Source organism: Petralouisia muris (assembly GCF_004793545.1).
GTDB classification, from domain to species: domain Bacteria; phylum Bacillota; class Clostridia; order Lachnospirales; family Lachnospiraceae; genus Petralouisia; species Petralouisia muris.
In genome coordinates this window covers 107,624-133,329 of sequence record NZ_SRYA01000006.1, presented here as the reverse complement: position 1 = coordinate 133,329, position 25,706 = coordinate 107,624, and the positions used below count along the sequence as shown (strand labels likewise).

At 45.3% G+C, this 25,706-nt stretch carries 19 protein-coding genes; 3 read left to right on the top strand and 16 right to left on the bottom strand.

The features are described from left to right. Positions 1 to 30: 30 nt before the first annotated feature. The 6 genes from E5329_RS04430 to rho form a co-directional block, all read right to left on the bottom strand. A complete protein-coding gene (locus E5329_RS04430; RefSeq protein ID WP_135988388.1) occupies positions 31 to 1,044 on the bottom strand; it encodes an AbiH family protein in 1,014 nt (337 codons plus the stop codon). A gap of 311 nt (positions 1,045 to 1,355) precedes the next feature. Beyond that, a complete protein-coding gene (prfA, locus tag E5329_RS04425; RefSeq protein ID WP_135988387.1) occupies positions 1,356 to 2,432 on the bottom strand; it encodes a peptide chain release factor 1 in 1,077 nt (358 codons plus the stop codon). Between the two features lie 80 nt (positions 2,433 to 2,512). Continuing rightward, positions 2,513 to 3,355 (bottom strand): peptide chain release factor N(5)-glutamine methyltransferase, encoded by an 843-nt coding sequence (gene prmC, locus E5329_RS04420; protein ID WP_135988397.1) that lies wholly within the window; start codon positions 3,353 to 3,355, stop codon positions 2,513 to 2,515. Beyond that, complete coding sequence (locus tag E5329_RS04415) at positions 3,345 to 4,265, bottom strand: DUF1385 domain-containing protein (protein WP_135988386.1); 921 nt, start codon at positions 4,263 to 4,265, stop codon at positions 3,345 to 3,347. Before E5329_RS04415 ends, prmC begins: the two co-directional genes overlap by 11 nt. A 176-nt stretch (positions 4,266 to 4,441) precedes the next feature. Then, the gene (rpmE, locus tag E5329_RS04410) at positions 4,442 to 4,648 is read right to left on the bottom strand and encodes a 50S ribosomal protein L31 (protein ID WP_016286229.1); all 207 of its coding nucleotides are present in this window, start codon (positions 4,646 to 4,648) and stop codon (positions 4,442 to 4,444) included. A 124-nt stretch (positions 4,649 to 4,772) separates the two neighbouring features. Beyond that, positions 4,773 to 6,383 carry a transcription termination factor Rho gene (gene rho, locus E5329_RS04405; protein ID WP_135988385.1) on the bottom strand — a complete coding sequence of 537 codons (1,611 nt, stop codon included), beginning with the start codon at positions 6,381 to 6,383 and terminating at the stop codon, positions 4,773 to 4,775. 240 nt (positions 6,384 to 6,623) lie between these two features. Here rho and E5329_RS04400 point away from each other — a divergent pair, with 240 nt between their 5' ends. Genes E5329_RS04400 through E5329_RS04390 form a run of 3 tightly spaced genes read left to right on the top strand, consistent with a single transcriptional unit; the run spans position 6,624 to position 9,299 of the window. Then, complete coding sequence (locus tag E5329_RS04400) at positions 6,624 to 7,778, top strand: NAD(P)-dependent malic enzyme (protein WP_135988384.1); 1,155 nt, start codon at positions 6,624 to 6,626, stop codon at positions 7,776 to 7,778. A 5-nt stretch (positions 7,779 to 7,783) separates the two neighbouring features. Continuing rightward, positions 7,784 to 8,809, top strand: a complete 1,026-nt coding sequence (locus tag E5329_RS04395; RefSeq protein ID WP_135988383.1) for a TIGR01212 family radical SAM protein — start codon at positions 7,784 to 7,786, stop codon at positions 8,807 to 8,809. Further along, entirely contained in the window at positions 8,784 to 9,299 is a 516-nt protein-coding gene (locus E5329_RS04390; protein ID WP_135988382.1) for a DUF4364 family protein, read from the top strand. The genes E5329_RS04395 and E5329_RS04390 overlap by 26 nt, the downstream gene beginning before the upstream one ends. Positions 9,300 to 9,516: 217 nt before the next feature. On the opposite strand, the gene E5329_RS04385 is transcribed toward E5329_RS04390, so the two are convergent. From E5329_RS04385 to E5329_RS04340, 10 genes are all read right to left on the bottom strand, one after another. After that, positions 9,517 to 12,024: a leucine-rich repeat protein gene (locus E5329_RS04385; RefSeq protein ID WP_135988381.1), complete on the bottom strand. Its 2,508-nt coding sequence runs from the start codon at positions 12,022 to 12,024 to the stop codon at positions 9,517 to 9,519. A gap of 242 nt (positions 12,025 to 12,266) precedes the next feature. Further along, positions 12,267 to 14,801 carry a beta-mannosidase gene (locus E5329_RS04380; RefSeq protein ID WP_275442987.1) on the bottom strand — a complete coding sequence of 845 codons (2,535 nt, stop codon included), beginning with the start codon at positions 14,799 to 14,801 and terminating at the stop codon, positions 12,267 to 12,269. Further along, positions 14,798 to 15,496, bottom strand: a complete 699-nt coding sequence (locus tag E5329_RS04375) for a D-lyxose/D-mannose family sugar isomerase (protein ID WP_135988380.1) — start codon at positions 15,494 to 15,496, stop codon at positions 14,798 to 14,800. The genes E5329_RS04380 and E5329_RS04375 overlap by 4 nt, the downstream gene beginning before the upstream one ends. Next, positions 15,477 to 16,559: an aldose 1-epimerase family protein gene (locus tag E5329_RS04370; protein WP_135988379.1), complete on the bottom strand. Its 1,083-nt coding sequence runs from the start codon at positions 16,557 to 16,559 to the stop codon at positions 15,477 to 15,479. Before E5329_RS04370 ends, E5329_RS04375 begins: the two co-directional genes overlap by 20 nt. 33 nt (positions 16,560 to 16,592) lie before the next feature. Next, complete coding sequence (locus E5329_RS04365; protein ID WP_135988378.1) at positions 16,593 to 19,454, bottom strand: transglutaminase-like domain-containing protein; 2,862 nt, start codon at positions 19,452 to 19,454, stop codon at positions 16,593 to 16,595. A gap of 83 nt (positions 19,455 to 19,537) precedes the next feature. Continuing rightward, a complete protein-coding gene (locus tag E5329_RS04360; RefSeq protein ID WP_135988377.1) occupies positions 19,538 to 20,281 on the bottom strand; it encodes a copper homeostasis protein CutC in 744 nt (247 codons plus the stop codon). Positions 20,282 to 20,381: 100 nt separating this feature from the next. Continuing rightward, on the bottom strand, positions 20,382 to 21,863 hold the full coding sequence (locus tag E5329_RS04355) for an ABC transporter substrate-binding protein (protein ID WP_135988376.1): 1,482 nt from the start codon (positions 21,861 to 21,863) through the stop codon (positions 20,382 to 20,384). Between the two features lie 21 nt (positions 21,864 to 21,884). Continuing rightward, on the bottom strand, positions 21,885 to 22,847 hold the full coding sequence (locus E5329_RS04350) for a carbohydrate ABC transporter permease (protein WP_330571955.1): 963 nt from the start codon (positions 22,845 to 22,847) through the stop codon (positions 21,885 to 21,887). Positions 22,848 to 22,862: 15 nt separating this feature from the next. Further along, positions 22,863 to 23,738 (bottom strand): ABC transporter permease, encoded by an 876-nt coding sequence (locus tag E5329_RS04345; protein ID WP_275442991.1) that lies wholly within the window; start codon positions 23,736 to 23,738, stop codon positions 22,863 to 22,865. Positions 23,739 to 24,160: 422 nt separating this feature from the next. Beyond that, entirely contained in the window at positions 24,161 to 25,675 is a 1,515-nt protein-coding gene (locus E5329_RS04340) for a response regulator transcription factor (RefSeq protein ID WP_135988374.1), read from the bottom strand. Between the last annotated feature and the right edge of the window lie 31 nt (positions 25,676 to 25,706).

Sequence of the window (25,706 nt, the reverse complement as noted above, 5' to 3'; positions counted from 1 at the left end):
GTTCGGTAAACTCTTGTTCTTTTTCTCTCCTCAAAAATCGCAATTTCCTATAAAGTAAAATATGATTGTCCCAATCCCTTCATGTTCTATCAGCTCTTTTAAAATATCTCCATCTGTCACATCTAAAGAATGCCCGAAAATGTATAGTTTATTTTCTTGTTTCCTTCCGTCTTTCCTCTGTTTATCAATTTCTGCAAGCCATGATTTATACTCATTCCCTGTTTTCTTATAAATGCGCTGGTAATATTTTTTAAACGCAATAAATTCCACTTCTTTGTTTCTTCTGTCCTCAGGCAGATACTCATCAATGCCAAGTACCATCTGATTTTTATCAATACACTTATCCATATTAAATATATATGGCATGCTTTGTGCTTTTCCATGGATAAAACTATATTTTACATTCCCCCTGTTATATTCATATACCCTCTTCCACGTATCGGAATAATTAAAAGAAAGAATTGCATCTGGATGGATTGCGTCTATATCAGGATTATAATATTCAATCCTTCCCCAGTTGTCTATGTAATCAAAAATATAGATCTCTAAAGCCCCAATCAACCTGTTTAAATCTTTCATCATAATCGAAATAAGGTTTCCAATTCCATGCTCACGTGACAGATAATTCAAAAAACTTCCTGGCAATTTTTCCTTACAACACTTTATCTTTGCTTCATAAAAATCTCCATCTTTCTCCATATACGCATGGTATAATTCATCCACATTCTGAATTATCTGTGAAATTTCACTCTCAAAATCAATCCAATTTTCTTTATTTTTCAAATGCTCATTATATGCTCTTTTAAAATGTTCAATCCAAATATTATCCTTCAAATACTCATGTAACGCTTCATCAGCATTCGTCTCAGGACTCTCAAATATAAATTTTAAATATTCGTCTTCTATTTTACTTTTTGTATTGGGTTTTATTTGCACCATCATATATGTTTGGTTGAAACTCTCAACAAATTGGAGAAAATCTGCATACGTTGTCGGCAAGCCATGTTCTATATCAAACCCATTCCCTATCATTAATATATCCATCCCTCTCGCCCCTTTTATATTTCATCAATCTTGATAATTTTATCTTGAACGTGTACAAGTTTATATACAATTTTTTTATATTATCAAAAGTATATCACACCGCCCAATGCCCCCGCAACAAAAAAGAACCACTGCTTTTTCCGACAGGGGCTATACATAATCCATACCGCCCAAACAGGGGCAGACAGTGCATCTATAAACCGGGAAAGCAAAAAAGACAGTCAATCAAGCTGCCTGTGACCGTCTTTTTCCCATTTTTATTCAATTCTCATCCATTCTAAATATTTCGAATCCCCGATAAAATAAGGTTCTCAGGCACTTTCGCCCATATTCGCCAGCTTTGCTGCCTGGTCGGCTGCAATACATGCATCCACAATCTCCTGGATGTCTCCATTCATTACCTTATCCAGCTTATACAGTGTCAGGTTAATCCGGTGATCTGTCACACGTCCCTGAGGAAAATTATAAGTTCTGATTTTCTCAGAACGGTCCCCCGTGCCAATCTGGCTCCTTCTGGCTTCCGCCTCTGCATCATGCTGCTTCTGACACTCAATATCATAAAGCTTTGCCCGAAGCAGCGCAAAAGCTTTATCCTTATTCTGAAGCTGTGACTTCTCTGTCTGGCTGTAAATTACAATTCCGGTGGGATAATGAGTCAGACGCACCGCAGAATCAGTAGTATTGACGCACTGCCCGCCGTTTCCAGACGCACGCATGACATCAATACGGATATCTTTTTCATCAATTACTACATCCACCTCTTCTGCCTCCGGCATTACTGCAACGGTTATGGTAGATGTGTGAATCCGCCCGCCGGATTCTGTTTCCGGCACCCTCTGCACCCGATGTACGCCGGATTCATATTTCATCACAGAATACGCTCCCTGTCCGGTAATCATGAAGGTAACATTTTTCATGCCTCCAATGCCGATTTCCTCGCATTCCATCGTCTCCACCTTCCAGCGGCGGCCTTCGGCAAAATGCACATACATCCGGTAGATTTCCGCTGCAAATAAAGCAGCCTCATCTCCGCCTGCCCCGGCGCGGATTTCCACAATGACGTTTTTATCATCATTAGGATCTTTGGGCAGCAGCAGGATTTTCATTTTCTTTTCCAGCTCTTCTACCTTTGCCCTGGAATCATTCAGTTCTTCCTTAGCAAGCTCCCGCATCTCCTCATCGCTTTCCTCTTCCAGCATAGCAAGAGAATCCTCAATATTCTGCTTTGCCTGTTTATATTCCTTATAAGATTCCACTATGGGTGCAAGATCGCTCTGCTCCTTCATCAGCTTGCGGAACCGATTGGTATCATTTGCCACATCCGGCTCACTTAACTGATTCATAATCTCTTCAAAACGAAGAAGAATATCTTCTAATCTATCAAACATTTCTCTCTTCCTCTCTGTCTGTTCTGCTGCGGACAAACTGCCCGGACACCCTCAACGGCTTCCCTGCCGGTAAAACACTTCTACTTTACCGCTGGCAAATTTCCGCAGACAACTCTGTCATGTCCTGCAAGATCCTTTATTACCTTTACATTCCGAAAGCCATACTCTTCCATGAGAAAAGCAACTCTTCCCCCCTGGTCATAACCGATTTCAAAATATAAATACCCGTTGGATTTCAAAAATTTTCTTCCCTGCTGTACAATTTTCCGATAAAACATAAGTCCGTCTTCCGCACCATCCAGTGCTTCCAGCGGTTCAAAATCCCTCACTTCCGGCATCAAATCCCCAATTGTCCCGGTGGGAATATAAGGCGGATTGGATACAATCATATCATAGGTTCCTGTAATATTCTGAAATAAATCGCTGCGCACCCATTCCACCTCCACCTGATTGCCTTTTGCATTTTCCTTGGCAATCAAAAGGGCCTGTTTGGAAATATCACTGGCCGTTCCCCTTATTTCTTTCCCGGCATATTTCATCAGACTGATAATAATACATCCGGAGCCGGTGCACAAATCCAGCACTTCCATGCCGGATTCCAGAATCTTCAAAGCTTCTTCCACCAGAGTTTCCGTGTCCTGCCGGGGAATCAGTACATGGGAATCCACCTTAAAATTCAGCCCCATAAACTCCTGCACTCCTGTAATATACTGCAGGGGTACCCGCTCCCCCCGTTTTTTCAGCAAAAGCTCATACTCCTGGAATTTTTCATCCTCTATTTCTTCTGGGCCCCGGAGATAATATTGACTCTTATCCAGCTTACAGACGTATTCCATTAAATACCATGCATCTAATTGATAATCTGCAATCCCGGCTGCTTTCAGCAAATCCTTCCCGTAATTCAGCGCCCCCTCAAATGTCATCATTTTCTTTCTCCCTTATGGATTTTACAAACTCTTTCCAGTCAAAAACTGCTTCCACAGAGGCAATTCCCACTTCAATCATTTCTTCATCCGGCTCTTTTGTCGTTAATTTCTGCATCCACAATCCAGGCCTGCTTAATGCATTCACCAAAGGATTCTCACTTCTGCCCGCCAGCCTGATAAATTCATAGGAAATCCCTGCAACCAGAGGAACAATGGCAAGGCGCAGCGCCAGCCGCAGTATTCTGGAATCTACACGGATAAACATCGTGGCAATGATGGTAATAATCACAACCACAAATAAAAAACTTGTTCCGCAGCGTTTGTGTTCCCTGGAACTTTTCTTTACATTTTCCACCGTCAGTTCCATGCCATGCTCAATACAATTAATGCATTTATGCTCTGCACCATGATACATGAATACCCGCTTAATGTCCTCCATTCTGGAAATTAAAAGAATATATGCTAAAAATATCAGAAGCCTGAGAATGCCTTCAATCAAAATCACCACCGTCTCCGAATTCACAAATCTTTGAAACAGCAGAGACATATAAAATGGAAACACCATAAAAATTGCCACTGCCAGAACAAGAGAGAAACAGATTGTTATTCCCATCTCTGCTTTTTCTTTCTTCTGATTCCGCTCATGCTCTTTCTCTTCCTCATCTTCAAAAAAGGAAGCGGAAAAGGTTAAGCAGGACATACCAAGTATCATGGATTCCACAAAATTGATAATTCCTCTTACAAAAATCAGATTCCGAACTCTCTCGTTCTTACAGATTCCGCCGTATTCTTTCTTTTCCACAATTATTTCATGATCCGGCTTACGGACTGCCACAGCATAGCTTTCTGCATTTTTCATCATTACGCCTTCTATGACAGCCTGTCCGCCAATTCCAGAGTATGCCAATTTTTCCTCTCCTTTCACTCACGTTACGGCGCTGCATCTGTTCTTCTGCTGCCAGCATCTGCTGTTCGCTTAAATGATTGCAAAGCCATATCAGTGCACTGTCTTGTTTTCAAAAGAAAAATAGAGGATGTCCAAGAAAAAAAGACATCCTCCCTTTGCTGCATATCCTAGCGATTTTACTGATTATTTATGCCGTATTTCTTATTGAACTTATCAATACGTCCGCGAGCCTGAGCAGCCTTCTGCTGTCCGGTATAGAACGGATGGCATTTGGAACAGATTTCCACGTGAATATCCTTTTTCGTTGATCCTGTAACGAAAGTATTGCCGCAGTTGCATGTCACAGTTGCCTGATAATAATCTGGATGGATTCCTTCTCTCATGATTTCACCTCTTCACACTGTATTTTAACTCTTGTTAACTGATTTTTCAAATTGATGCTGTATACACAACAGCTTTATTAGCATAGCATACTTTTTCGATATATGCAAGTTTTTTTGAGAAATTTTAGGAAAGTTTTGTCTTTTTTACCATCTGGCAGAATTCCCTGTTATTATTGGTGCGCACAAACAGGTTCAATATGGATTCCACTGCTTCGTCCGTCTTCATCCCATTGATGGCACGGCGCATAACCTCCACTGCTTCCTGTTCTTCCCGGTTCAGCAGCAGATCCTCCCTTCTGGTTCCGGAACCAGTAATATCCACTGCCGGGAATATTCTTCGCTCGGAAAGCTTGCGGTCCAGTATCAGTTCCATATTGCCGGTTCCCTTAAATTCCTCATAAATAACGTCATCCATACGGCTTCCGGTATCCACCAGCGCAGTGGCGAGAATCGTAATGCTTCCGCCTTCCCGCATATTGCGGGCCGCCCCAAAGAACCTCTTCGGCATATGTAACGCTGCCGGATCGATACCGCCGGATAAGGTTCTTCCACTGGGGGGAACAATCAGATTGTACGCCCTGGCCAAACGGGTAATGCTGTCTAAAAGGATCATTACATCTTTCCCATGCTCCACCAGACGCCTGGCCCGTTCAATTACCATCTCCGAGACACGCTTGTGATGTTCTGGAAGTTCATCAAAGGTAGAATAGATAACCTCCACATTCTTCCCTTCAATTGCCTCCTTGATATCTGTCACTTCCTCCGGGCGTTCATCAATCAGCAGAATAATCAGGTGCATCTCCGGATGATTTCGGGTTACCGCCTTTGCCACCTGCTTCAAAAGCGTGGTCTTTCCCGCCTTAGGCTGAGACACAATCATACCGCGCTGCCCTTTTCCAATAGGGGAGACAATGTCCATAATCCGCATAGCCACCGCAGTTCTGTCTGTTTCCAGACGGATTCTTTCATTGGGGAAAATCGGGGTCAAATCTTCAAAATTCGGACGCTTCAATATCTCAGAAGGATGGTTCCCGTTAATGCTCTTAATGTACAAAAGGGCGCTGAACTTCTCCTGCTGGGTCTTTACCCTTGTATTTCCATGGATAATATCACCGGTTTTGAGACCGAATTTACGGATTTGGGAAGGAGATACATAGACATCATGGTCCCCGGGAAGATAATTTTCACAACGGATAAATCCATACCCATCCGGCATAACCTCCAGAATCCCGTGGGCACTGACTCCGCTGTCCAACTCCGGATTATCAATTTCAATGCCGTCTGCGGTAATAATCCGGTTTGGCTTCCTCTCCGGATTCTGCATCCTTCTTTCTTCTCTTCTGTCTTCTGCAGCCTGAAGCCTTTGTTCTTCTCTTTTATCCTCTGAATTCTGGGATTTCCTCTCTTCTCTTTTATCTTCTGAACTCTGAGATTTCCTCTCTTCTCTTTTATCCTCTGAATTCTGAGATTTCCTCTCTTCTCTTTTATCTTCTGAACTCTGAGATTTCCTCTCTTCTTTCCTATTCCCCGCCGGCTGTATTCTCCTCTTCTCTGCCGGCTGGTCCCGTTTCACCTCCGGCTTCTCATCCTTTTCTTCTCCAGAAGATTTCTCGTCCTCCTGAAGCATCAATTCCACAAGTTCACTTTTCTTCAAACCGGAAAGATGCCTTAATCCCCTCGCTTTTGCTACTTCTTTTAACACAGTTACTGATAAACTCTCATACTTTTCTCTCATCTCTTTCTCCTTTTGACTGCCATAATCGGGAATCTCTGTCAGATCAGACTATGATTTCTGCTGCTCTCTGTCTGGCAGCAGTAAATAATATACAGAAATTTCAATGAATTTCATTATACACTATCTTTTTATAAATAGGAAGTCCTTTTTTCCTTGATTTGTATTTTTTTTCATGATATCCTTAAAAGAGCGATTATTAAATTAATAAGTAATTATTTTTATAAAAAGGAGCGATTCAACATGACAACCAGTGAAAAAGCAATTTTTTTGCATAAAGAATGGAACGGCAAAATTGAGACTACTTCCAAATCTCCTGTCAAAAACAGAGAAGATTTGTCCATTGCCTATACTCCGGGCGTGGCAGAGCCATGCAAGCTGATTGCCGAAAATCCCGATGCTGCTTATGCATACACTATGAAAGCCAACACCGTGGCCGTTGTTTCTGACGGTAGCGCTGTGCTGGGACTTGGAAACATCGGCCCTTACGCTGCTATGCCTGTCATGGAAGGAAAATGCGTCCTGTTTAAAGAATTCGGAGGCGTCAATGCCGTGCCGATTTGTCTGGACACCCAGGATACAGAAGAAATTATCAAAGCCGTTACTTATATGGCTCCCGGCTTCGGCGGCATTAATCTGGAGGATATTTCCGCCCCCCGCTGTTTTGAAATTGAGGAAAGGCTGAAAAACGCCTTGTCCATTCCGGTTTTTCACGATGACCAGCACGGCACAGCCATTGTGGTTCTGGCCGGAATTATCAATGCATTAAAGGTGACCGGGAAAGCCAAAGAAAACTGCCGGGTAGTTGTAAACGGCGCAGGCTCTGCGGGCATTGCCATTACCCGCCTGCTGCTGACCTGGGGATTTCCCCGGATTACCATGTGCGACCGTCAGGGAATTCTTCACAAAAATTATCCGGGTCTCAACTGGATGCAGAAAAAAATGACGGAACTTACCAATCTGGAACAGCAGACCGGAACCCTGGCAGACGCCTTAAAAGGCGCAGATATCTTTGTAGGCGTCTCTGCTCCCGGAATCGTAACTTCAGAAATGGTTTCTTCTATGAAAAAGGACGCCATTCTATTTGCCATGGCGAATCCTGTTCCGGAAATTATGCCTGATATCGCAAAAGCTGCCGGAGCAAGAATTGTAGGAACCGGACGCAGCGATTTTCCCAACCAGATTAACAATGTGGTAGCCTTTCCTGGAATTTTCAAAGGCGCGCTGGAAGGAAGGGCTTCCCAAATCACAGAGGAAATGAAACTGGCTGCCGCAGAAGCCATTGCCGGCCTTGTATCAGAAGAACAGCTCAATGAAGATTTCATTATGCCGGAAGCTTTTGACCCAAGAGTGGCGCAGGCAGTAAGCCATGCGGTAAAATCCCATATTTCCAGGTAGGCCCAATGTTTTGGAATGACAAACGATATTATTCCGTGGACTATTATCTGAAGCAGACATTTGGAGAAAAGGTCTACCGCCTGTCTCTAAACGGCGGCATGTCCTGCCCCAACCGAGACGGCGCCCTGGACACCCGAGGATGCATTTTCTGCAGCCTGGCAGGAAGCGGTGATTTTGCCCAATCCGGCAATCTCCCAATTTCCCGGCAGCTATGTGTTGCCAAGAAGCAGATCCAGCAGAAACGGAACTGCCGGAAATTTATCGCTTATTTCCAGGCGTACACGAATACCTATGCCCCCGTTGAGATCCTGCAGAAGCTATTTTGGGATGCCATCTCAGATCCAGATGTAGTAATTCTTTCCATCGCCACCAGGCCGGACTGCCTTTCCAAAGAAGTCCTCTCTCTTCTGGAGGAATTAAACCAGTGCAAGCCTGTCTGGATTGAATTGGGACTGCAGACGATCCATCCCGAAACCAGCCGTTTCATCCGCAGTGGATTTACGCTGGAATGCTTTCACCATGCAGTAACGCAGCTTACCAGCCGGAACATATCTGTAATCGTTCATGTGATCCTCGGATTGCCGGGGGAAACCAAAAAGCAAATGCTAAAAACCGTTTCCCATGTGGGCCGCCTGAATGTTTTCGGCATTAAACTGCAGTTGCTCCATGTGTTATCCGATACGGATCTGGGCGCCTTATACCAAAAAGCGCCGTTTCCGCTTTTGTCCCAGGAGGAATACTGCCAGCTAATCGGCGACTGTCTGGAAATCCTGCCGGAAACCATTACCATCCACCGACTCACTGGAGACGGGCCAAAAGGATTATTGCTGGCTCCCCTTTGGAGCAGCGCAAAAAGAAGTGTTTTAAACCAGATTCAAAAAACCCTGAAAGACCGGGATACCTGGCAGGGAAAATATTATATTCCAGACGACATCACCGGTACAGCGTCTTATAAAAACGACTGCACAACGCCGGAGAAAACGTCCGATGTAAGGAGTGAAACAGATGGCGGAAGCCCTGACGCAATATAAATTAATTGTATTATACATGTTAGATCACGTGGATTTCCCACTGACTAACACCCAAATTTCCAATTTTGTGCTGGAAAAAGAATACACCACTTACTTTTCCATTCAGCAGGCCATCAGCGAATTAGTGGACGCTGAACTAATCCGTACGGAATCCACCCACAACAATACCTGCTATTACATCATGCCTGCCGGGAAGGAAACGCTTTCTTATTTTCCAGACAAAATATCTGCCGCCATCAAATCTGATGTGCTGTCCTATATTGAGGAAAATAAACTTACCTTAAAACAGGAAATCTCTGTCATTGCAGACTACTACAAAACCACCTCTCAGGGATATGCCGTACGCTGCCAAATTAAAGACAATGATCGTTCCCTGATTGACTTAACGATTGCAGTCCATGCAAAAGAACAGGCAGAAGCAATCTGCTCCAATTGGAAAAGGCAGAATGAAGAGGTTTATGGGTATCTAATGGATTTGCTGATGAACTGACAGAACTTTCGCCGCTTGGATTGCCATACCGAACGCTTCCAGCGCAAACAAATAAGAAGCTATTGGAAAATGAACGGCTACCCACAATATATTGCTGCAATGCTAAAAATTACAGTATATATTGTGGGTAGCCATTTGTTTCAGGATGTCCGTTAGGAGCGATTTGCGATAGAATAAAAATATGTCATCCTGCCTGAAGTTTCATACATCTGCGTTTTTATTTCTTAATCTTGCTGCTCAATTTGACTTTACTCCATGTTCCATACAAGGTTTCTTTGCCAGATTTCTTGTAGCTGCGCAATCTTACATAATACTTCTTGCCTGTTTTCAGCTTTGTGAAGGTGAAAGAAGTTTTTGTCAAATTTTTAGATTTTACGCTTTTCTTAAATTTCTTATCCGTGCTTATTTGAACCTGATATCCTGACGCCATCTTATCCTTTGCCCATTTCACAGTCAGTTTTTTGCCCTTTACTGTCTTGGCTGACTTCACCGTCTGCTTCTTCGGGCTTACCTTCACCGTCACCTTCTTAGACGCTTCCCCGGCTTTGATGGTTATGACAGAAATCCCGGTATTTTTGATGGTTACCAGTCCGGTATCCTTATTCACAGCGGCAATCTTTGGCTTGGAACTTGTAAAGGCCATCCTGCCGTTGGAGGATGCATTGATCTTGAATGGCTTTGTGCCGTATGCAACTTCATACACAGTTTTGTTACAGATAATGGATACCTTGGGACTCTGAGCTGCTGCTTCTGCAATCGTAAAGCTGACTGTCCTGCTGCCGATATAGCTTCCCTTGCCTGTAATCGTTACCTTCGCTGTTCCCACTTTGATATTGTCACTGTAAGAAACGGTATAATCGGTATTCATAACCAATGTTTTGCCATTCAGCTCCACGGTTACAGAAGGGGTCTTTGCGGTTCCGTCATAGGTATAGCTGGTTTTTTCCAAGGTTACCTCAGCTGCGGAAATATCAGTTTTTCCCTCATCTTCCTCTGCCGGGATGATTGTAAAATTAACGGTCTTGCTTCCTGTATACTTGCCTTTGCCTGTAACTGTTACGTCAGCTGTTCCCACTTCCTTATTCTTGCTGTATGAAACAGTATAATCGGTATCCAAAACTAAGGTTGCGTCACCCAGTTTTACAGTTACAGACGGGGTCTTGGCGGTTCCGTCATACCTGTAGCTGAGCTGGCTCAACGTCACGCTCGCTTCAGAAATATTCGCGTGGACATAATCACAATGCACCGTCGCCTGTAACACCGCTGACGCTGTATCCCCTATTTTCTGTACACTGGTCCACTGCTCTTCCGTACCGGTAAAGTATATATCTTTCAAAGGACAATCTGAAAATGCGGCTATCCCAATTGACGTTACGCTGTCCGGAATTACAAGAGTGGTCAATCCGGAGGAAGCGAAGGCTGATCCGCCAATACTTTCCGCACCCTGGGGAATCTCCACTTCGGCAAGCATCAGGCAATTCTGAAACATTCCCTCACTAATACGGTCTATACTTTGGGGCAGCGTTACACTCACCAGATAATAACATTGCGTAAACAGATTGTCCCCCAAGGTTACCTTCTTACTGCCGGGAACAAATGACGCCCTTGTCATTGCCTGGCACTGAAAAAATGCTGCGGCGCCCACCGTTCCGATGCTGGCAGGCAAAGTGATTGCTGTCAGGCTTTTGCAAGCTCGGAAAGCATTTTCTCCGATGGTTTCCACTCCTTCGGAGATAGTCACCGAACTAAGATTCTGACATTCACGGAAAGCGCTGTCACCAATATTCTTCACACTGGAGGGAATGGCTGCGGAAATAATGGAAGAACCGTAAAAAGCGTTGCTGCCTATAGTTGTCACGCTGGAGGGAATCTCCGCACTGAGAACCCCGCAGTTAAAAAAAGCGCAAGAACCGATACTGGTAACGCCATCCTCCATTACAACCTTCCGGATTCGGCCGCTGTATTTGCTCCATGGCTGTTCATCAGCACTGCTAAAATCCGGCATAGCCCCTGAGCCGGAGACAGTCAGCGTGCCCGCCTTCGTCAGCTTCCAGTTAAGCCCTCCGACAGAACCCTGGCTATCATCTCCCATTGGATCGTTGGCAGTTGGATCATCCGGCGAATAGCCTTCCGGATAACGGGTGATATAATGGCTGGTATTGCTCATCACCTCTTCCTTAGAGATTGCCCGCCCCCAATGAACCTTACCCTGGTGGTCTCCCGTGCTGATGTTTCCTTCGGCGACAACCACGCCTGCATCGCTCACCTCAAGCACAATCACCGTATGAGCGTCATTGCTTACCCGCAGGATATCTCCGGCTTTTATATCTTCGAATTTGAACTCACCTGCCCCATACATCCTGTTTGGCAGACTGCCAAACGCAGCATCGCTGAGTATAAAAGCGAAGGCTACGCAGCCCACCGCACTGATATTAGCTCCATCAATGGTTCCGCCATGCCAGCGATATCCTGTGCCTGAATAAGGCGTATCGTTGGTCCATACCGTTCCCTCCTTATACTCCTCCTGCTCTTTCAAGGCAATCATGGCCTCATAGACTTCCGTTGGCGTAGGGATTTCCGCATCACGAGCGGTCAGTTTGGATGTGGATGCTTCCGTATAGTTATCCTCTTTCCACAAGGATTCTTCCTGCCACGCATACGCCGATGACTGGGAAGAAATGAATAAACACAGCGCTAAAGCGGCCGAAAAAATTCGTTTTCTCAATTTTGCATTCTCCTTTTCAACATAAACTTACTTAACATAACTATCATTTAGAAAATTATACCATGATAAATGATAAGATACAATCGATTTTTCAGAGATTATCGCCGATATTGCCTGTCTCCCGCTCACTTCTTACCCAGATTTTTCCCCTCTGCTGCGGACAATCTGTATTTCAAAACACAGAAAAACGCAGAAGCGTTCTTCTAAAAATAAACACTTCTGCATTCAAATATATAATATTTTTACCGGATGTCATACACGCTTCTGAGCCGGACTCCCTTCGCCTCTCCGGAAATGATTTTCACCCGCTTCTCTCCCCCGTTCATATCAAAATAATTATCCGAAAGAATGAAATCTTCCTGTTCATTCTGAATTTCCACGCCTTTTGCATATGCCGCTGCTGACACAAGGATTTCATCTCCTTCCAGATGGTAAGAAAGATGAGGATTCTCATAACGGAAATATTTCGGATAAGAGAAAATCACGGTTCCTTCGGAGATCACGGTTCCATCCTGTTTCATCCCATAGCTTACATATTCCGAAAACACATCCAGATTTGTCAGCATCACTTTTTCAAGCCAGACGCTGGTAAGGGCCGGAATATGCACCTGTCTGGTTCCCCCGTTTCTTAGTATCTCTGCTTTTGCATTCCGGACCTCCCAGAAAATCTCCACCTGCTGATCGGCCCTGGTCTCATTTGCAGCATTCAGCCGGATAGAGGTTTCAAATGTAAAATGCTCCCGGTTCATATCGGCCTCCTGCGTCATCATGCCCTCTTCCTGACAGGAAACCAAAAGAGGCGCAAAAAAACGTTTTTCCGCATAATGCAATGCTTTCCAACGGCCACAATAATCAATGGAGGACCAGGAAATCACCGGCCAGCAGTCATTCAGCTGCCAGACAATGGCGCCCATACAGCGGCCCCGGTTTCTTCGAAAATGCTCCACGCCATATCGGATGGCGTCTGCCTGCAGCAGCTGGGATGCGTAAATTAACGTGTCAAAATCCGACGGGTAAAGATACATCTGCTGGAGATAATTCATAATTTTTCCATTTGCCCCGTACTGTCTCTGGTGCTTCTCCATCACATAGGAAAACAGGTTCATATCCCTGGGATCATCAGTGATGGTTTCCAGGGTTTTCTTGGCGGGCAGGGATTGGAAGCCAAATTCTGACGCATAGCGGAAAAAGTATTTCCGGTATTCGGAAAAAGGCCGGTTTCCATGCCACACGCTCCAATAATGCACATCGCCCCGGTCCGGACTGTTAGGCTCATCAAAAGCTCCGCCGGAGGAAGGGCTTGCAGGCCAGTAAAAGGTCTGGGGATCATAGGTTTCCAACACTTCCGGGATCAGCTGCTCATACATCAGTATGTAGTCCCGCACCTCTGTCTTTTTCGTGACCCAGTGATGGCCTTCTTCCACAAACATTTCCATCTCATTATTGCCGCACCACAGCCCCAGAGAGGGATGATGGCGGAGACGTTTTACATTATCAATAAATTCCTGGCGAATATTCTCCTTAAACTCCGGCGTCAGCTCGTAGACTGCGCAGGCAAACATAAAATCCTGCCAGACAATCAAGCCCAGCTCATCACAGATATCATAGAACCAGTCTTCGGGATAGCAGCCTCCGCCCCACACCCGGATGGCATTGTAATTGGCCGCCGCGCACTGTTCCAGCAGCTTCCTGGTACGCTCTGGAGTTACCCGCCCAAGCAGATGGTCTTCTGGAATATAGTCCGCACCCATTGCAAATATTTGAATTCCATTGATCTCATGGGCAAAACCAGAACCCCACTCATCCTTCTCTGTTTTCATTGTCAGGGTGCGAAGGCCGATGCTCCGTTCCCAAATGTCAACAATGACTCCGTCTGCATAAAGGGCAACTCTGACTTTGTAAAGAGGCTGGCTTCCATACCCATTGGGCCACCAAAGCTGAGGATTTTTGATATGAATTTCCTTTGGAGAGTCATCGTATGTCCATTTTGTGCCATCCGGCGCAGTGATCTCCACCACATAATGGAAACTATCTTGAGCAGAATCTCTTTCCATGTCCCCATTTTCATCCAGATGAAACTTGTTTTTTTTGGAAACCATGCTGTTTTCTGCATTCTTCTTCCTGCCTTTGGAGAATACCCGCTCTGTCTGCACATCAAAAAATAACGTCACTTCTTCTTTATGCTCCTGACGGATATAAACACTGTGAAGCCTTGCGCTTGTAATTCCAAGCAGAGACGCCTGACGGAAAATCCCTGCATCCGGCAGATGGGCGCCCCAGTCCCATCCAAACATACAGTGGGCTTTCCGGATATGTACAAAACCGTCCATGGCGTCTTCCGAACCCAAAGTCCGGCATTTTGCAAACGCCTCCCGGATATATTTCAAAGGGGAGTGAAACACAACCTTCAATATATTTCTGGTTTCCTTCAGGATATTGGTCACATCGTATTCCCAGATCCGATGCATATTATATGCATTTCCAACGTGTGTCTGGTTAAGATAAATGTCTGCAATCGTATCCAGTCCATCAAAACGCAGCAGTATTTTGTCACTTGCCAGAAGCTCTTGTTCTGCATCGAAACATGTCTCATATTCATAATCTTTTTCCATCAGAGGAAGCGCATGGATTTCATTGTCTTTCCAAAACGGATCTTCCATGTTCCCATTGCGCAGCAAATCCGTGTAAACAGTCCCCGGGACAACCGCCGGCTGGGCAGGCTCATGCGGACAATGCATCTGCCAGTTTTCATTCAGTCTCTGTTGTATCAATTTCATTCTCCTTTGTCTGTCACAATACCGGACGGATACTCGTTGCACAGCAGGCGGTATGGATCTTCATCCTCTTCAATCTCCGGAAAACGTCCGATGGGTTCATAGAACCGGTTATCATTTTCGTCATCGTTGCACATGGACACTTCCCCTAAAAGCACGTCGCCGCTTCCTTCTTCCACGTGGAAATCATGATACATATAAGGATATATGGTGATGCTTTCCCCAGGCGTAAGCTTTACTTTTGTGCCTGCCGGAACTGTAAATTCTCTGCCGTCACAGTTTACCGTTACATCTGTGTCGGCAAATTCTCCCTCCTCGGTGGAATTATACACAGTAATCAGCACATTGCCGCCTCCTCGGTTGATAATATCCTCCATTTTGTTCCAGTGGAAATGCATGGGAGCCATCTGCCCCTCTTTTACCAGAAGGAGTTTTTCTGCATAAGTTTTGGTGTATTTCTCCATTTTCAGGTTGCCGTTTCGGATGGTAATCAGGGAAAATCCTATCTCGTCAAATTTTCCAAGGCCGTAATCTGTAATGTCCCATCCCAGCATATTGTCCCGGATTTCATCGTATTCCGCTCCTTTTGTCTCCCAGTCTTTTGCTGTCCATTTGCAAAAAGGCGGAATTTCAAATCCGCGGGCCTGAATGATTTCTTCCATATGTTTGATTTCTGCATTAATTTTTGAACGCTTCATTTTCTTTCTCCTTTTCTCCTATTAATTTTTCGGCTTCTTCTTTCACCTGCTCGAACTGCCCGCCTGTCAAAAAAGTCAGTGTAAGATGTTTCTTCTCGGTGGCAAAAGGTTCTATCATGTGCAGACTGTGTTCCCTGATATGATATGGCCTTCCATACACACTGGAGTTGGCAGGCTCTAAACCCACCACATAATCTCCGGAGGCTGTGGATTTCCACTGCATGAAATAAGGCAGTTCTTTTCGGTTATATTCTATTTTCAGGCCAATCCCAAGCGCTTCATTGAGGACTGCCGCAAAGGTATTCCCCTGAGGATCTGCTGCCATTTCATGGAGAAATACATATTCCGGCTCGTTATCCTTCGGCGGCTCCATCCTGCTGTAATCACTGGTATGGGACGCTGAGATTTCATCCCTGGGCTGTACGCTTCTGGTAGGCAGGATAATCTGGGATGCTTCACATAAAAATGGATATCCTACATTCATATGATATAAAAGCATCATAGGCTCTGGACAAAATCCTTCATTGGAAATCCTGTCCTCAATGCAAATCTTGTTTTCTCCGTATACTGTGGTAATTGTTCTCTGGAGCACAAGATTCTCTCCAAAAAGCTCTGCTTCCCGCATTTCTCCGGTCAGGGTTACACGGTAATCTCCATCCTGCCAGAAGACATCCGCCCCTGTATGCTCTGCCGGCGTCGTGCGTATCCTGCCGTGCATCGGATAATCTTTGCCCTCTATGCGGCAGGGGGCACAGATATTTTCCAGGCCGCAGGTAAACAGCAGCCCGCCCATAATGCTGCGCTGGGCTTCTGCTCCATTGGCGTCAAATTGGTTCCGGCCCATCAGCCCCGGCTTTGACAAAAAACTGATATTATGTCCGCAAAAGGACGCCTCTGCAATATCCATGCATTTATCCGCCATCACGGTAAATTCCAGTGGGCCGTTTTTTACCTGATATGCTTTCAATCCTCTGGCTCTTCCTTCCTCATAGGTCAGAGGACGGGCATACATCAGCTGCTGCATGTTTCCAACCTGGCTGAGCAAATATTTTTTCTTCACCATAAATAAATTCCACCTTTTTATAAAATGATTATTTTACAGCTCCTGCCAACGGCTCCGGTTTACTTTCAGCAGTTCCAGCATCAGCTTCACACTTCCGACCCGATAGCCGCTGCACGCATAAACGCCCTGCAATCCCGGGTTTACAATAACCAGAAGCGGAAGCTTTTCCGGATCTGTGTACATGCTCCGGGCCAGCGGTTCCACAACATCTTCAAAAGAAGCCTGGAATATGCGTGCCTTTGGGAGAGCCGCGATTGTTTTGTCCCAAGCGGCAGTTTTTCTCACATTTCCCTCCCGCAGCAGAAAACAAATATTAACTCCCATCCGCCGGAAACTTTCTTGCTGCTGAAGAATTTCATTTAACACATGTTCGGTGGGCTCTTCGCCGGGTTCCAAAAATGCCAGAATATGAACGTCTCCTTTCATCCATGCGGAAACAGGCATCCGTTTTCCATCCGCCAGAACTCCAAAATCTTTAAAGTGGCTGCACATCAGCAGTTCCTCCAGACGTCCTGTACGCATCTTGAGGGGTAATTCCAAATTTTGGCCTTTGTTCAGGAAGATTCTGCATTCCGCCGCCAACTGGTTCCCGTTTGGCAGGCGGGTTGCCGTCAATATCCGGTAATATCCAGGCTCTAATTCCAGCTTCAGTTCCATGCCTTCAAATTCCACGTCCTGATAATCCAGGGTTGTAAATTGCCCCTGTCCAAACCGGGCAATGGTCCAGTTCTGAGAGTAGTTCCATTCTTCTTCCTTTTCCCGCTTTAAGGTAAGCATTGCCTGGGATACGGGATTCTTCCCGCAAGGTTCTGGGGCCGTTCCTGTCAGCTTTACAAAACTGCCGTTTTTGTATATTTCCACCTCCTGTTCTGGCTGGCTGATCCGCGCCGGAATTCCCAGGGTGCGGCAGATGGCCGTACACAGAATCTTCTGGCTCACAGGAGTTCCGGACTGAAGCTTTAAGACGCTTACCGGAGTGGAATAAATAGTACGGTAGTCCATACGCTCTTCATATTTTATATGAGACTTGATATAATCCCAGATCCCTTTCGGATTCTTACGAAACAGTTCTTTCTCTTCTTCGCTGAAATAAGCTGATAGTTCTTTCCGGTAGCAGGTCAGTTCCTCAAAAAAGATCCGCGGGCAGAGAATGTATTTCATATAAATCTCCCTGTCTCCCAGTTTTTTCTGATATCCTGCATCACACTGCAAAGCTTCATCTGACAGAGCCGCTCTGCTATTTTCCGCTTCTTCCTCCATCCACACACTGCGGTAAACAGAAGCATACTGCAAATGCTCTTCCAGAATATCCGCCCTGGCGTCTTTATAATCCTTTGGGCTTAAACTATGTAACAGCCATTTGCGGTCAGGGTTTGCATCCTGCTCCAGAAATTGGTATAACTGGCTGAAATTTCCCGCTGCAAGCCGCAGAATTTCTTGCTCCCCAGGATATTTTTCTGCAAGTTCTTCCTGATAATAGCCTTCGATCCGCTCTGTCCGCAGCATTGCCGCCCTGCGAATCCGATCCCGGTTTATTGCCCTTGACCCCGTCAGTGCATCTGAAGACGGAAGAGTTGTTTCCTTTAAACCGAAATGTTCCGTCTTCCCTATGCCATTCCCTGACTCCGGAAGGTTTTCCTTTGGAGCATGGAAATCTATGTCAGACCATTGGGGAATTGCCGTATCCCCTTGTGCAGAACACTGTCCAGACGGCCCAGGCTCTGCACAGGGACGCTCCATTCTGCAGACGCCAATTTCCACACGCGCCTGGGAGCATGTTTCTACATTAAGAAGGGCTTCCCCGGCTCTTCCTTCTTTCACAACCCACAAATGGACGGTGCCAAGCCCTATGCGCAAAGCGGCTTTTCCTTCCTCATCTGTCTCTAGCGCCGCAATGCTTTGGTACTGTGCGCCATTTAAAACCTCAACAGACACCCAGGCATGCTCTGCCGGGCTGCCGTCTGATTCCAGCACCGTGATTTGAAGTTCCCGGGTTTTTGCATACCGCATGGTAACGTTTTGATAACAGGGCAGCTCCCCCTCCTGAAACCATTCCCCATTGTATGCGTCTTCACCGGTTCCAGAATGTTCCGAAACAGAAAAAGCGCTGCCGAAATCTGAAAAATTCCTGGCATGAACCATCAAAGCCCTGGAGGAAGCATTGACAAACCAGCCTTTGTCCAGCCTTTCTTCCGGTTCGCAGGCTCCCAGAAAATGCCAGGTTTGATTCACATAAACCTCCACCCATGCGTGGTTGTCATCGCAATGAGCCCACCAGGGCGCATAAACCTGCCTGGCCGGAATTCCCACACTGCGGAATGCGGTTACTGCGAAGGTAGATTCCTCCCCGCATCTTCCCGCCCCTGCCCGATACATGCCCATAGGAGAAATTGTCCGAAGATCGGAAGCCTCATAGGACGCCTGTTTTGCACACCAGTAATTGATTTCCAAAACAGCCTCTTCCAGAGTCTTTGCCTGTATCCTTCCTTTCAGCTTTCCATAAAAGAAAGGACGGCAAGCTTCGATATTTTCTGAGTTAATCCGGTAATACAGCACATCATTTAAAAATATTTCTTCCGGCAGTCTTCTGCACCATTCCACAGTTTGATATAACAGAATCCCATGCCGAACGAAATCCAGAAATACTTCAAACTCATATTCTGCCAAATCTCTCAGGGGCATAGTCCCATAAAAAAACTTCATGAGGATCTGTTCTTCCCATGTACAGGATTCAAGCTTCCTTTGAATTTCCTCCAGCAAATGTTTCATCCATGGGGGCCGGATGCTGTGATTCTGCGCTTCCCTTTCAGAAATAACCTTCTGCCTGTGGGCCATCCACTTGATCCGGCTGTCATATTTTTGTTGTGCATAATTCTGCAATTTCTCTGAAAACATCTCTGCCCTGTCCCTTCTTCTGTCTATGATTATAGAGATTCTGTTTCTGCTCTTCGCCTCTCTGCCTTACATTTCCCGCATACTCAAATTGCATCCAGCGCTTTCCTGGCTTTGGAAATCTCTTCTTTGTCCGTACGGAACACGCTGAATTCGCTAAGCCCGGGAAGTCCCATGTTCACCCCTTCTTTTCGGTAGGCCATGCCGCTGTCTAAGGTTTTCTTTCCAGACATATGAAAGGAAAAAGCGTGGATCTCTTCTGCCATCTGATGGATAACTTCGCCGTTTACTCCGCCGCCCACAAGAATCTCTATCCGCTCCCCGGCCTTGGCAATGAGTTTTTCCAGGACTTCTTTTCCTTTCCTGCAGTCTGGCGCCTGGCCGGAAGTGAGAATGGTTGTAACACCCAGAGAAACTGCCTCTTCCAATGCCTGATAGGGATCCCTGCAGACATCAAAGGCACGGTGCAGCGTCAAAGAAAGAGGGCCTGCGCATGCCCTAAGCTTCTCCATCCGCTCCAGATCCAAACTGCCGTCGGAATTCAGGCATCCCACCACAACTCCATCGGCGCCCAGTTTCCGAAACATTCTGATGTCCTCTTCCAGCATCAGAAATTCTGCGTCCGTATACAGGAAATCCCCGAATCTCGGACGGATCAGCACATTCAGGGCAATGCCGCATTTTTCTCGGATTTGCTGAAACTGGCTTACCCCAGGGGTAGTTCCGCCAATCAGAAGATTGGCGCAAACCTCCAAACGGTCAGCTCCCGCTTCTTTTGCAATTACCGCAGACTCCACAGAATCCACACACACTTCCAACACTTTTTTCATGGCCTGCCTCTTTCCGGGAAAGACAGCCCTTCCATTCCAAACTTGCGCAGAACCGGCAATGATTCTGCTCAAATGGCGCGGGCTGCCTTTTCACTTTTTGCTATTTACTTGCTTTCCATTCGTCTATCTGTTTCTGCATTTCTGCAATTACTTTGTCAATTCCGGTGGCTTCCAATTTTTCCTGCAGCTTAGGCAGATATTCTTCTGGATCCACGCTGCCTGTAAATAATGATTTTCCAAATTCATCCATAACATTTCCAAATCCTGCCACCTCTGTGCTGACCGGATTTAAGTCGAAATCGAATCCAAAGGAGGGAGCCTCCACAGAGGAATCATTAAATTCTTTAAAAGTCGCCCATTTGTCTACAGGCTCATTCTCCAGTACATAGGTGTTGAATAAACCGCCCTGCACCCAGTAGGAAACAGAATAATTCTTTCTGGTTTCTTCGTTCAGTTTAATTTTGTTTTCATATACATATGGCTTGCCTTCCGCTGCTTTCGCCTCATCTTCCGGAACCTCCACTTTGTCCCAATGCTCCCCTTCTATGCCGTAGTTCAAAAGGTTTCTGAGATACTCATCGGTATTGATCAGATTCAAAAGCTCTACTGCTTTCTCCGGGTGTTTGGTCTGGGCGTTGATGGCTGTCAGCGCGCCTCTGGCAGAAATATTTGTCACATAAGTGTCCATAATAGGCGTTGCCACCACTTCATATCCCAAATCCTTGCCCCATACCAGTTCTGCATATGGCTGGCCGTCGCCTTTTGTCACAAAACGCTTGATGGATTTGTCATCGGAAGCTGTGGCTGCATCCTTGTTGATATAGCCTGCCAGATAGTATTTCCGCATCGTATCCAGGGTGGACTTCATTTTTTCTGTTTCAAAAACATTTTTGACGGTAAGGGTTTCATCTCCATACTCAATGCCCACCGGGTTCTGGATTAAATCCATATAAGTGGGTGCGGAGTAACTGCTGGTTAAATACATGGGCACTACATCCGGTTCATTTTCGTGAATCACCTTCAGCCATGGCTCCAAATCCTCCAGGCTGTGGATTTCATCTACGGGAACGTTGTATTTATCGACATATTCTTTGGTAAATACCCACATGGGCATACTGCCGATTTCCTTTTCGCTGGGAACGCCGTAGGTTTTGCCCTGAACCTTCGCCGCTTCCCAGAACCGGCTGTCAATATTTTTGTACATTTCCGTATCTTTGATATAATCATCAAGGGCAAGGAATGCGCCCTTGTCAGCATTCTGGAAATAATTATTTGCCCAAGAGCAGGTAAAGCACAGATCCCAATCGTCTCCGGTGTTGACTACCACCTGCATTTTCTGGTTATAATCGCCCCATCCGGCGGTGTTGATTCTCAGCTTTACGCCTATTTTTTCCTGCGTGTATTCGTTGACTTTTTCCAATACCTTATCCTGATCTTTCTGGGCGTCTCCAATCTGCCACCAGGTCAGTTCTACTACTTCTTCTCCATTCGCATTCGTTTCCTTTTTGTCGCCGCAGCCGGTAAGAAGTCCCGCTGCCATAACAACTGCAAGGCCAAGTGACGCAAATTTTTTTAATTTCATGATTTCTCCTCCTTTTCAATCTTACTCCTTCACTGCCCCAACCGTCAATCCATTTACAAAATATCTCTGGAAAAACGGATAGGCAAAAATAATCGGTAACGTGGATATTACTACAATTGCCATTTTAATAGTCTCTTTCGGCATATTTGCCGCAACCGCAATGCCGTCCACTCCCATGGTGGCCTTGTTGTTCGCCAGCCAGTCAATGGAGCTTTCTATCTGGATCAGCAGATATTGCAGCGGAATCATATCTTTGTTGTCCATGTACATCATGGCGTTAAACCAGTCGTTCCAATAACCCAGGGTTAAAAACAGCCCAATGGTGGCAAGCCCCGGAAGCGCCATGGGAATGACGATCTGGAAAAACAGCCGCCATTCTGACGCCCCGTCAATTTTTGCCGATTCCACAACGGCGTCCGGGATGCTGGTCTTAAAAAACGTCCGCAGTACAATAATATTAAAAGAATTCAGGCAAAGGGGCAATATCAGCGCCCATATGGTGTCTTTCAGCATCATCACCTTTGTGACAATCAGGTAATTTGCAATCATACCGCCGCTGAACAGCATGGGAATGGTAATCACCGTGGTGAAAAATTTCCGGTAGGCATAATTTTTTCTGGAAAGCGTATAGGCGTATGTGCCTGTCAGAAGCAGTCCAATTAATGTGCCAAGCACCGTCACAAGAATGGTCACCCCGTAGCTTTTCAAAATATTTTCACCTGCGCTTATAATATATTCATAGGCGTACAGGCTTAACTTTTCCGGTATAAACCGGTACCCGTTCATAGTCAGAGATTCTTCGTCAGTAATGGATATAATAATGACAAATATAAAAGGAATGACGCAAATCAAAGACAGCACTGCCAGAAATATGTTGAACAGCACATTTGTAGGCTTTTTGATTTGATTGTATTTGCAGCCTTCTTCCTCGATTGCCCGGATTTTTTTCTCCATTTTCCTTCTGGACATTCTTTTCTCAGACATGGTTTTCCTCCTTCCTTAAAATAATGCATTTTCATTGTCCACCTTGGATACGATCTTATTTGCAATCATAATCAGGACAAAACCAACTGTTGACTGGAACAGTGCCGCCGCTGCGCTCATTCCGATTTCCCCGCTGGTCTTAAGGGCCCGGAAGATGTATGTATCAAGCACGTTTGTCACCGGATACAGAGGTCCTGAATTCTTAGGAAGCTGATAGAACAGACCGAAGTCCGCCTTGAAAATTCCTCCCACTGCCATAATCAGCAAAATGGTGATTACCGGCTTTAACAGGGGCAGCGTAATGTATTTGATCTGCTGCCATTTGGTGGCTCCGTCCAACACTGCCGCTTCGTAATAAGTTTTATCAATTCCGCAGATGGACGCAAGATAAACCACGGTGTTGTAGCCCATGCCTTTCCATTGGCTCATAAAAATAATGATAAATGGCCAGTATTTCGTTTCCGTATACCAGGAAACCGGCTCCCCGCCGAACTGCTGGATAATTGCGTTAAAGTATCCCTTTTCCGGATTCAGGAATGCAAAAACGCAGTAGCTTACCACAACCCAGGACAGAAAGTAAGGCAGAAACATGGAACTCTGGTAAATCTTCATCATCCCTTTGTTTCGGATTTCATTCAGCAGCAACGCCAGAATCACCGGAATCACCACGCCCAGAACAATAAACGCCGCATTATACAGCACAGTGTTCCTTACGATAATCCAGGCGTCTCCGCTGCTGAACAGGAACTTGAAATTGTCAAACCATACGGTTTCGCTGGTAAACAGATTATAGAAAAATCCGTCTCCGGACAGCCTGAATTTCTTAAACGCCACCAGAATCCCGAACAGGGGCAGGTATGCAAAAAACAGAAACCAGATTGCGCCCGGCATACTCAAAATCAACAGCTCCTTGTTGGCCTTCAGCCGGATCAGGAAATTCCCCTTCGGCTGATCGGCTTTTTTTGTGTTTGCTCTCACTTTGAAACCTCCTTCGTTACTACTGCACACTGACTCACCGGTTCGTCAATATGCAGTATGTTTTTTGATATATTAACTATATCATTGTGTAATTTGCATGGAAAGTTGAAAACTTTTAGGTTCATTGAACAAATTATAGTTATGTTTTTGGAAAGATAGAATTTAAACTTATGGCTGAACTTGCCAGAGGGAAAAAATCAGGAGAGGAAAAAGGATGGCTTTCGTCCTCTGATGTAAAAGCACATTTCCAGACAAAAGCCAATGAAACATAAGATCTATTATTCGCCGGAATCTCTTCTCGATCTTGAAGAAATCCGGGATTACTTCTTTTCTGCTTAATATTTCTTCATTTCCCGCAATGAAGCTGGAGACACCCCATAGCATTGCTTAAATTTCCGGTAAAAATAACTGGTGTCTGGATACCCCACCTGCCTTGCAATATCATTGATTTTCATATTTGTGTTGAGTATCAGATCTTTTGCAATTTCATTCTTAGTATTGCTCAGATACCTGGCAAAGGAACACCCTACCTCCTTTTGGAAAATCTGTCCCAGATAAGAAGCGTTCATGTGATATTTATAAGCCAGTGTTTTCAGGTTCATATCTTCTTTGTAATTTTGCTGAACTTCGGCAATAATCTGGCGCACCACCGGGGTATACTGGGAATCCTCCTCGTGGATACAAGCGATAATCTCTGTGATTTCAGAAATAAACGCAGTCTTAATTCCATGGATATCTTCTGCCCGGAAAATGGTTTCAATCAAATCGGTAAGTTCCTGAAAATTGCTGGATTTCAGCTTGTATTCCTTTTTGATGTCCTGCAGCAGCATCGCCATTTTGATTGCCATTTGATACAAAGAACCTGCCGAAGCGTCCCCGCGAATTTGATTGAGAAACAAATCTTCCATATAGCCCAAAGCGGCTTCCGTTTCTTTTTTCAGGATAAACCTTCGAAACTGCTCTTCATCCATGCTTAAGGATTCTGCCGTCCTGTCTTGAATCTGCCTTTGGCTGATACAAGTTCCATATCCCTCCAGGATCAGATATTTCTGCAGCTTCCGGGCTGTCTGATAACTTTCTGGAAGCTGAGCGATGCTTTGAAATCCAGGCCCCATGCAGATAAATGTCATTACATTAAACCTGCTTTCTACAGAATTCTGAAGTTCAGAAAAATACTCCTGGGCCTGCATTTCATCTACTGTCTGATCCGTCAGCACCATCAGCAGGCTGTCTGGAGGCAGATGGACAATTTTCAGATATTTCTCTTGCTTCAGTTCCACAATCACATCTGTTATTTTTTTCTCTTTCAGACCATTCATATTCCATTTCATCAAGGCGGCGTAATAATTTCCATGGTCTGCAAAAAGATCCAGCAGCTTGGCAAACTGCCGATATTCTTCTGCCCCGGTTCTGCCGCTTAAAAAGTGCATCCACTGCGTTTTTTCATCAATATACTGAATCTTTTTCTTATCCATCTCATCTAACTTTTCCACTGTTTCCCGAAGCTGACGTTCCAACTCCTCTTCGTTAATGGGCTTAAGAATATAATTTTCCACTTCCAGACGTATCGCCTCTCTTGCATAGGCAAATTCATCATATCCGGTCAGAATAATAAAGCGCACCTGCTCTTCTTTCTCCCTGATTTTATGAAGAAGCTCCAAACCGTCCATGACCGGCATACTGATATCCGTCACTACAATGTGTACGGGTTCCCTCTCCCACATCTCCAAGGCTTCCGCACCGTCATGGGCCATATGCACCACCTCAAGGTCCAGGGACTCCCAATCCAGAATATTCCGAATTCCCTGTAAAATCAATTCCTCATCTTCCACGATCATTACCTTTTTCATTATAATCTCCTCCAACTGTCAAATGTAAAAA